This is a genomic window from Shewanella canadensis, from assembly GCF_003966225.1.
In the GTDB taxonomy this organism is placed as follows: Bacteria; Pseudomonadota; Gammaproteobacteria; order Enterobacterales; family Shewanellaceae; genus Shewanella; species Shewanella canadensis.
Map to the genome: position 1 here is coordinate 1 of NZ_RXNU01000052.1, position 1,354 is coordinate 1,354.

At 42.2% G+C, this 1,354-nt stretch carries 1 protein-coding gene; it reads right to left on the bottom strand.

Annotated elements, in window-relative coordinates; all coding sequences use genetic code 11:
* Nucleotides 1-17: 17 nt before the first annotated feature.
* Nucleotides 18-1,256, bottom strand: a complete 1,239-nt coding sequence (locus EKG38_RS24765) for an ISL3 family transposase (RefSeq protein ID WP_439332678.1) — start codon at nucleotides 1,254-1,256, stop codon at nucleotides 18-20.
* Nucleotides 1,257-1,354: the final 98 nt, after the last annotated feature.

Consider the following 1,354-nt stretch of genomic DNA (forward strand, 5'->3'; position numbering starts at 1 on the left):
AAAGGGCTCTTCTCCGCTTACATGAGCTTGATATTTGGATAAAAAGTTGAATGGGTATCAGGGACTGATGTTTGTCTGATCTTGAGTTTGAAGTATTCAATGTCTCGTACCCCTCTTGCCCTTCGCCTGAGTAAACCAATAGAGACATTCCCAGCTTCAACTCGAGCGTTGGTTAATCTATATTTTGCGTAATTACAGACGCCAACTTTTCTATCCAATAGTGCGTCTGCATAATTACACAAGGATAATATCCTCGTTGATCTAGCAAGGCTGCACCAAGCTTCAAGTGCCTTAATCATCGACTTGTAACACGGTTCATCCCATATCGCTTGTAACTGCTCTTTCAGCATATAAACAATGCAGAGAGTCTTGTTACTCTCGAGTAAATCATCAAGCCGATCAGACTGCCTGTTATCCAGTTTATGGGCGTTTTTGAGCAAGAGAAACAACGTTCCTTTGAGCATCCTTTTCTCTTCATGAGAACCATTTCGAAAGGCTTTGGCGCGTTCTTTTTTGATTAACAGGCAGTAGTTTTGCATCACATGAAATCGGTCAAAAACGATATCGGCGTTAGGCAGCATTTTCCTTACTGCTGATTGATAAGGCTGACCCATATCCATTGAAACCGCTTTAATACCGTCTCTCGTAGCTGTTGATAGTCGCTCGAAGAACGAAATAAGGATCGCTGCTTTTCTACCGTGTTCCACCCAAATCAAATGACCAGAAACCAAATCGTATACCACTGTCATGTAGTCATGTCTTTTAGCTCTGGCTACCTCATCAACGCCAATATGGATTAAGTTGTTAAGCTTCTCGGGCTCCAAGCCAGGTAGGGTTGAATGTAGATATTCCTTATCTATGTTTTTTACCGTCTCCCAACGAATACCTAGATGTTGAGAGACGGCGTGAATGCTCATATATCGGCACAATCCACTGATGAACTGACAGAAGCGAATTGTATATCGCGCTCCTTTTGCAACGTATTCAGTAGCCTCAATTAACCTTCTGCCGTCTTTATCTCTGGTCTGAGCGAGTTCGACTTCGATGCTACAAGGACGTCCACTAACAGGTAGATCGTGTACCCGTCTTCTTACATAGTGATCGACTGTGCATAGCTTTTCAGTTCTTGGTTCTTCAACCTTAAACCGCCTGTCTCGGCGGCATCGCACAAGAACCGAATTAGAGCCTTTTTCTATAGAAAAGGACTGTACACATTGGCCTTTAAAGCTAAATAGGGCGGATGATAATGATGACAAGGTATATTCACTTATTCACAAACAAAAAAGTGTTATAAATAATAATGTTATTTACGATCTTTGATATGAGTCGACTCACCTAAGCGGAGAAGAGCCGG